The organism is Streptomyces sp. NPDC059456 (assembly GCF_042750055.1).
Lineage (GTDB): Bacteria > Actinomycetota > Actinomycetes > Streptomycetales > Streptomycetaceae > Streptomyces.
Genome location: NZ_JBHYVA010000400.1, coordinates 1 through 7,767, shown reverse-complemented (window position 1 = coordinate 7,767; position 7,767 = coordinate 1). Strand labels below are relative to the sequence as shown.

General features: G+C 72.3%; 6 protein-coding genes. 2 read left to right on the top strand and 4 right to left on the bottom strand.

Going from position 1 to position 7,767, the window contains the following annotated elements; all coding sequences use genetic code 11:
• Positions 1–119: 119 nt before the first annotated feature.
• The 3 genes from ACFXA3_RS28165 to ACFXA3_RS28155 form a co-directional block, all read right to left on the bottom strand.
• The gene (locus ACFXA3_RS28165) at positions 120–365 is read right to left on the bottom strand and encodes a chaplin family protein (RefSeq protein WP_054222287.1); all 246 of its coding nucleotides are present in this window, start codon (positions 363–365) and stop codon (positions 120–122) included.
• A 151-nt stretch (positions 366–516) separates the two neighbouring features.
• The gene (locus ACFXA3_RS28160; protein ID WP_385191266.1) at positions 517–1,158 is read right to left on the bottom strand and encodes a response regulator; all 642 of its coding nucleotides are present in this window, start codon (positions 1,156–1,158) and stop codon (positions 517–519) included.
• Positions 1,151–2,296 carry a GAF domain-containing sensor histidine kinase gene (locus ACFXA3_RS28155; RefSeq protein WP_385191265.1) on the bottom strand — a complete coding sequence of 382 codons (1,146 nt, stop codon included), beginning with the start codon at positions 2,294–2,296 and terminating at the stop codon, positions 1,151–1,153. Before ACFXA3_RS28155 ends, ACFXA3_RS28160 begins: the two co-directional genes overlap by 8 nt.
• Positions 2,297–2,769: 473 nt before the next feature.
• On the opposite strand from ACFXA3_RS28155, the gene ACFXA3_RS28150 reads away from it, so the two are divergent.
• Positions 2,770–3,486, top strand: a complete 717-nt coding sequence (locus ACFXA3_RS28150) for a transglycosylase SLT domain-containing protein (protein WP_385191264.1) — start codon at positions 2,770–2,772, stop codon at positions 3,484–3,486.
• A 104-nt stretch (positions 3,487–3,590) separates the two neighbouring features.
• Here ACFXA3_RS28150 and ACFXA3_RS28145 read toward each other — a convergent pair whose 3' ends face one another.
• Positions 3,591–6,119 (bottom strand): FHA domain-containing protein, encoded by a 2,529-nt coding sequence (locus ACFXA3_RS28145; protein ID WP_385191262.1) that lies wholly within the window; start codon positions 6,117–6,119, stop codon positions 3,591–3,593.
• A gap of 297 nt (positions 6,120–6,416) precedes the next feature.
• On the opposite strand from ACFXA3_RS28145, the gene ACFXA3_RS28140 reads away from it, so the two are divergent.
• A partial coding sequence (locus ACFXA3_RS28140) for a streptophobe family protein (protein ID WP_385191260.1) occupies positions 6,417–7,767 on the top strand: 1,351 nt, incomplete at its 3' end.

The window sequence follows — 7,767 nt, the reverse complement described above, 5'->3', positions numbered from 1 at the left end:
CCCGGGCCCGTGGGGGGTGAAGGGGGGCGGGCACGGGGCGGCGCCCCCCGCCGGGTTGGGGCGCGCCCCCGCTGCCGGGGGAGAGTGGGGGGAAGCGGGGCCGGTGCCGTGGGGCGGGGTCAGGCGTTGACGCCCGTGTTGCCCCAGACGCCGTTCAGCAGGCCGATGACCGTGACGGTGTTGCCGACCACGTTCACCGGGACGTGGACGGGGACCTGGACCTGGTTCCCGGAGGCGACGCCCGGCGAGCCCACGGCCTGGCCCTCGGCGGACGCACCGCCGTGCGCCGAGGAGATGCCGGCGCCCGCGGCAAGGAGACCGCCCGCGATCATGGTGACGGCAGTGGCCTTCTTGATGTTCTTCACGTTCTTCGTCCTCCAGTACGTCGGCCGCGGCCGGCGGCCGTGGCACGCCGTGAAGAACGGTCGCCGGAGGAACGGGATGCGCCATGTGGGCGACATACACCCGACCGTATGAATTGCGGATCGGAGCCGGACGGCCCGGCCGGGCCCGGGTTCAGTCCGTGATCCCGTGCCTGACCGCCCACAACGCCGCCTGGGTGCGGTCCGCGAGGTCCAGCTTCATCAGGATGTTCGAGACGTGCGTCTTGACCGTCTTCTCCGACAGCACGAGCGCGCGGGCGATCTCCCGGTTGGAGCGGCCGTCCGCGATCAGCGACAGGACCTCCTGCTCCCGCTCGGTCAGCGAGCCGCCCCGGCTGGACGAGGGCTGGCCGTCCTCGGAGAGCAGGGCCTGCGCCACCTCCGGCTGGAGCAGCACGTGCCCGGCGTGGACGGAGCGGATGGCGGCCGCCAGGGCCTCGGGGTCGATGTCCTTGTAGACGTATCCCGCGGCGCCGCCCCGCAGGGCCGGCACCACCGTCCGCTGTTCGGTGAAGCTCGTGACGACCAGCACCCGCGCCGGGTGCGCCAGTGCACGCAGCCTGCGCAGGGCCTCGATGCCGTCGGTGCCCGGCATCTTGATGTCCATGAGGATCACGTCGGGCCGCAGCTCCTCGGCCCGGGCCACGCCCTCCTCGCCGTCGGCGGCCTCCCCGACCACCTCGATGTCGTCCTGGACCTCCAGGAAGGTGCGCAGGCCGCGGCGGACCACCTGGTGGTCGTCCACGAGGAGCACGCGGATGGGCGTGTCAGCCACCGGGGACCTCCATCTCGATCGTGGTGCCCGTTCCGGGCTCCGAGTGCACGGTGAGGCGGCCGCCGACGCCGCTCGCCCGGTCCCTCATGGAGACGAGGCCGAGGTGGCGTCCGGCCGTGCGGACGGAGGAAGGGGAGAAGCCCCTTCCGTCGTCCGTGACGGTCAGGACGGCTCCCGCGGCCCGGCGGGCGAGGGTGACCTCGACGCGGCCGCCGCCCGAGTGCCGCAGGGCGTTGTGGAGGGCCTCCTGGGCGACCCGGAGCAGCGCCTCCTCCTGGGTCGCCGGGAGGGCCCGTACGCCGTCACAGGTGAAGGTGACGTGCGCGGTGTGGGCGCGGTCGAGTACGCGGACCTGGTCGCGGAGGGTCGCGACCAGGCCGTCCTCGTCGAGGCCGGCCGGGCGCAGCTCGGTCACGGCGGCCCGCAGTTCGTCGGCGGCCTCCGCGGCGAGGGCGGCGACCTGATGGAGTTCGTCCTTGGCCCGGGCCGGGTCGCGGTCGACGAGGGCCGCGGCGGCCTGGGCGGTCAGCCGGAGCGAGAAGAGCTTCTGGGCGACGGCGTCGTGCAGCTCGTGGGCGAGGCGGGAGCGCTCCTCGGCGATGGTGAGCTCACGGCTGCGCTCGTAGAGCCGGGCGTTGGTGAGGGCGATCGCCGCGTGCTGGGCGAGGAGCCCGAGGAGCTCCTCGTCCTCCTCGGTGAAGCCGCCCGGGCTGCGTTTGTTCGCGAGGAAGAGGGCGGCGAGGGTCTCCTCGCCGTCGCGGACGGGCTGCCCCAGGAAGTCGGACATCTCGGGGTGGGCCGCGGGCCAGCCCTCGAAGCGCGGGTCCTTGCGCACGTCGGCCAGCCGCTCGGGGCCCTCCTCGTGGAGCATCGCGGCGAGGATGCCGTGCTGGCGGGGCAGCGGGCCGATCCGGCGCCACTGTTCCTCGCCGATGCCGTCCACGACGAACTGGGCGAACCCGCCGTGGTCGTCCGGGACGCCCAGGGCCGCGTACTCGGCGTCGAGCAGCTGCCGGGCGGAGACGACGATCGTGCGCAGCACGTCGCGGACCTCCAGCCGGCGGCTCATGGCGAGCAGGGCGGTACTGACGGCGGCGAGGCCGCTGCGGGGGCCGCCGAACCCGGGGCTGGCTGTCATGAGGTCACCGTACTCGCGGCTCTGACCTGCGGGATCGGGCTCGGGACCGAGGGCGGGGGGCCGGAAGTCCTCGTCCGCAGGGAGGGGGGCCGGGGGGTCTTCTGCGCCCTGAGGATGAGGGCGGTCGGGGGTTTCTGGTCCTCAGGTTGGAGAATTTCGTAACTCATTGCATTGCTTCCGCAACGCATGGTGAGACCGTTACATGGCCGATGTGAGCCCGCGCATAGGACCCAGGTCACTTACGAAGGAGCCTAGTGGACACGTAAAGACCGTGTCAGCACTGCTGTACCTAGCGTCCGGCCCGGAATTCCGGGCTCGGCGGCCGCCCCTGATCCACTAAGCAGGATCGTACGTCACACCTTTGCCAGGCGATTTTGCCCCCGCTAAGAATTGCTCCCGTCGCACAGCGCCGCGGATCCCGGATCCGAGCGGCGCTTTCCTGCGGCTCCCGCTATTCGAAGAGGTTGCTACGCATGTCCAAGACCAGCACCCCCGGCCACAGTCGTCGTCTGACGAAGGCGCACAAGATGTCCTTCGCCGCGTTCGCCACCATCGGCGCCGCAGCCTTGGCCGCCACCGTCGTCCCCGCCGGCACCGCCGACGCCGAGACGACCGTGACCGCCGCCCCCGTGGCGTGGACCCAGGCAGTCGAGGGTGTCCAGGCCAAGACCGTGCAGCACCTCAGCGCCCAGACCAAGCTGGCCACGGACGCCGCCAAGCTGGAGGCCGCGGTGAAGGCCAAGGCCGCCGCGGCCGCCGCGAAGGCGAAGGCCGACGCCGACGCGAAGGCCAAGGCCGAGGCGCAGGCGAAGAAGGACCGCGAGGCGAAGGCTGCCGCCAGCCGTTCCACCGTGCGCCAGCCGATCTACGCGAACAACCTTGACGGCTGGATCAAGGAGTCGCTGGCGATCATGAAGGCGCACAAGATTCCGGGCACCTACAACGGCCTGTACAAGAACATCATGCGCGAGTCGAGCGGCAACCCGCGGGCGATCAACAACTGGGACATCAACGCCCAGAACGGTGTGCCCTCGAAGGGTCTGCTCCAGATCATCAAGCCGACCTTCCTCGCGTACCACGTGCCCGGCACCCCGCTGGACCAGTACCACCCGGTCGCCAACATCGTGGCCTCGGCGAACTACGCCGCCCACCGTTACGGCTCGATCGACAACGTCAACAGCGCCTACTGAGGACCGCTGGCGGGCGGAAGCAACCTCATGCGCCTCAGGGCGGCACCCGGAGTCCGGGTGCCGCCCTGAGGCGTTGGTGCGGGGTGTTCGCGCAGCGGGTCCGACTAGTTGCGCATGACCTCCGGCTCGTGGCGGCGCAGCAGCTTCTGCACGGCGAAGCCGCAGGCCACGCCGATGAGCAGCAGGATCGTGATGTTCACGCCCCACTGGGCGACCGAGTGCTCCCAGAGCGGGTCGGTGTTGGTCGGGTTCTGCTGGTCCCACGGCGGCATCAGCTTGCCGAGGTTCAGCGTGGTGCCGGCGGCGGCGACGGCCCAGCGCGACGGCATCAGCCAGGCGAACTGCTCCAGGCCGGGCGAGTCGTACACCTGGAAGAGGATGCCGGTGAACACGACCTGGACGATCGCGAACATGACCAGCAGCGGCATCGTCTTCTCGGAGGTCTTCACCAGCGAGGAGATCACGAGGCCGAACATCATCGAGGTGAAGCCGAGCGCGGTGACCGACAGGCAGAGCTCGACGGCCGGCGGCATGAGCAGGCCCTCGGTGGGCAGGTCGCGCGGGGTGAAGCCGATGGCGCAGATGACCACGCCCTGGATGGCCGTGATGAAGCCGAGGACGATCACCTTCGACATGAGGTACGCCGACCGCGACAGGCCGGTGGCGCGCTCGCGCTCGTAGATGACGCGTTCCTTGATCAGCTCACGGACCGAGTTCGCGGCGCCCGAGAAGCACATGCCGACGCAGAGGATCAGCATGATCGTGCCGGCGTCGCCGTTGAACCGCGACGGCGGCTTCGGCGGCGCGAGGCCGAAGGTCGCGGGGATGACCGTCGAGACCACGCCCAGGACCGCGGGCAGGATCAGCATGAGGGCCATGAAGCCCTTGTCGGACGCGATCACCGAGACGTAGCGGCGGATCAGGGTCCACAGCTGGTCGCCCCAGCCCTGCGCCTTCGGCGGCATCATCTGCTGCATCGGCGGCATGGCGACCTGCTGGGGGGCGACCGCGTCGAGGTCGGCGGCGTACAGCTGGTAGTGCTGCGAGCCCTTCCAGCGGCCGGCCCAGTCGTAGTCGCGGTAGTTCTCGAAGGCCGAGAAGACGTCCGCCCACGTGGTGTAGCCGAAGAAGTTCAGCGCCTCGTCCGGCGGGCCGAAGTACGCGACCGAACCGCCCGGGGCCATGACCAGCAGCTTGTCGCACAGGGACAGCTCGGCGACGGAGTGGGTGACGACGAGGACCGTGCGGCCGTCGTCGGCGAGGCCGCGCAGCAGCTGCATGACGTCGCGGTCCATGCCCGGGTCGAGGCCGGAGGTCGGCTCGTCCAGGAAGATCAGCGAGGGCTTGGTCAGGAGCTCCAGGGCCACCGACACGCGCTTGCGCTGACCGCCCGAGAGCGCGGTGATCTTCTTGTCCTTGTGGATGTCGAGCTTGAGCTCGCGCAGGACCTCGTCGATGCGGGCGGCGCGCTCGGCCTCGGCGGTGTCGCCGGGGAAGCGGAGCTTGGCCGCGTACTTGAGGGCCGTGCTGACCTTCAGCTCCTTGTGCAGGATGTCGTCCTGCGGGACCAGGCCGATGCGCTGGCGGAGCTCCGCGAACTGCTTGTACAGGTTGCGGTTGTCGTAGAGGACGTCGCCCTGGTTGGCGGGCCGGTAGCCGGTCAGCGCCTTGAGCAGGGTCGACTTTCCGGAGCCGGAGGGGCCGATGACGCCGATGAGCGACTTCTCCGGGACGCCGAAGGTGACGTCCTTGAGGATCTGCTTGCCGCCGTCGACCGTCACGGTGAGGTGGCGGGCCGAGAAGGAGACGTCACCGGTGTCGACGAACTCCTCGAGCCGGTCACCGACGATCCGGAACGTCGAGTGGCCGACGCCGACGATGTCGTTCGGGCCGAGCAGCGCGGTGCCGGACTTGGCCAGCGGCTGGCCGTTGACGTAGGTGCCGTTGTGGCTGCCGAGGTCGTGGATCTCGAAGCGGCCGCCCGCGGAGCGGAACTCCGCGTGGTGGCGCGAGACCTGGAGGTCCGAGACGACGAGTTCGTTCTCCAGCGCACGGCCGATCCGCATGACGCGGCCGACGGCGATCTGGTGGAACGTCGTCGGGCTGCGGTCACCCCCGTAGGCGGGACCCGCGCCCTGCTGCTGCGGGAAGTGCGGCTGCTGCGGCTGCTGGTGGGCGGCGGGCTGCTGCGCCTGCTGCTGCCAGGCCTGCTGCTGCGGCTGCTGGGCCTGCGCGGGCGCCTGGTACGCCGGGGCCGCCTGCTGGGCGGGAGCCTGGTAGGCGGGCGCCTGGGCCTGGTAGGCCGGGGCCGTCTGCTGCGGTACGGCCTGCTGCGGTACCGCGGCGGCGCTCAGATTCAGCCGCGGGCCGTCGGTGGCGTTGCCCAGGTGTACCGGGGTGCCCGGTACGAGCTCCGTCTGCTGGACCCGCGCGCCGCGCACGTAGGTGCCGTTGGTGCTGCCGTGGTCCTCGATGCCCCAACCCCGGCCGTTCCAGGCGATGGTGGCGTGCCGCCACGACACCCGGGCGTCATCGATCACCACGTCTCCCTGGGGGTCGCGCCCCAGCGAGTACGACCTGGACGGATCGAGCGTCCAGGTCCTTCCGTTCAATTCCAGTACGAGTTCCGGCACTCCAGCCCCACTTAAGTCCCCCGAGAATCCCCCTGACGCCAGGGAGTCCGACGTCAGGGAGTCTAGGGATGGCGAACATCCGGGGGAACTATTTCAGGCCTGCGGCCACATGTGGAATCGGGGCCTTCCCAGGGCGTCTACGTCTGCCCGTTGACGGGGGCGAAAGTCACCCGGAGAGTGAGATACGGGACTTCTCGCCCCGGCCGGGCCCCGTCCCGCCCGGCTCGCGCACACCGCACGCACACCACATGCACACCGCACGCACGGCAGGCCGTTCTGCACGCATCGGGGGCACGCATGCGCCGCATCCGCTGGGGAGACGTGCTCGTCCCGGCCCTCGCCGCCACCGGCTGGGCCCTCGTCGCCATGGCCGGCGTCGCCGCCCTGGGGCTCCACCTGCTCGGCGCCGACGCCCGGGGTTCCCTCGGGCCGATGACGGCCGCCGTGGTGGTCCTGGCGGCCGGCGGCACGGTGACCCCGTCGGGAGACGTCCCGGTCCTCGGGGTCACCGGGACGGGAGTGCAGGGCTCGCTGGACGTCATGCCGCTCGGGGTGGGCCTGGCCGGGGCGCTGGTCCTGGCACGGGTCTTCCTGCGCTCGCTGCGGACCGGGACGCCGCCGGGGGAACTCGCCGTCCGGGCGGCGGCGGTGGCGGCGCTGTTCGTCGCCGCGGCGGGCGGTCTGGCCCGGGCCGGGCACGGCGTGGTCACCTCGGACGGGGCGCAGCCGCCGAGGACACCGCCGAAGGTGGTGGTCCCCGGGATCGGGGACATCGGCGGGGTGCTCCCGGACCGCATCGGCGACCTGATCGACACCCGGGTCCGGGTGGGGTTCGCGGTGGAGTCCGGGCCGACCCTGCTGGGCGCGGCGCTGTGGGTGTCGGCCGTACTGGCGGTGGCGCTGCTCGCTTCGCGGCGCGGACCGGCGGCGTGCGCGGGGCTGCGGCCCGCGGTGTCGGCGCTGGTGACGGCTCTGCTGGTGGCGGTGGCGGCCGGGCTGGGGGCCGCGGTGTGGGCCGCCGCGGGCGACGGGCATCCGGGGCGGGTCCTGGGCGCGGCCCTGCTGGGGGCGCCGAACGGGGCGTGGACGGGGGTGCTGCTGGGGCTGTTCGTTCCGTTCGACGGCCGGGCCACGGGCACGCCGGGCCGGCTGCTGCCCGATCCGCTGGACGAACTGCTGGGGGCGCCGGCGCCGGATCCGGTGACGGTGTCCCGGCTCGCGGAGTACGACGGGCGGATCTGGCTGCTGGTCGCGGGGGCGGGGCTGCTGCTGCTCTGCGCCGGTGTGGTGGCCGCCGTACGGACTCCGGGGCGCGGGATCGCGGAGTGCGCGGTGCGGCTGTCGGCGGCGACCGCGGTGGCGCTGGTGGTGCTGGTGCGGCTGACGGGCGTGTCGGTCGCGGGTCCCGCCGGCGGAGCGGGGGGAGGCTCGTTGTCGGTGCCCGGGATGGACGCGCCGGACCCGTTGGACGCCGGGGTGCGGCTGTGGGGCGACACGCTGTCCGCGCTGCTGCTCGGGGCGGCCTGGGGTGCGGTGGCGGGCGGAGCGGGGGCCCTGCTGGCGGGGCGGCGCCGTCCGCCGGCGCCGGCGGGTGGGGGCGCGGCGGGCGCGGCCCGGCCGTGGGGAGCCGCCGGGACCGGTCCCGAGG

Excerpts from the sequence above, each read along its gene's own strand:
- ACFXA3_RS28155 (WP_385191265.1), bottom strand. The coding sequence starts at position 2,296 with ATGACAGCCAGCCCCGGGTTCGGCGGCCCCCGCAGCGGCCTCGCCGCC.
- ACFXA3_RS28150 (WP_385191264.1), top strand. The coding sequence starts at position 2,770 with ATGTCCAAGACCAGCACCCCCGGCCACAGTCGTCGTCTGACGAAGGCG.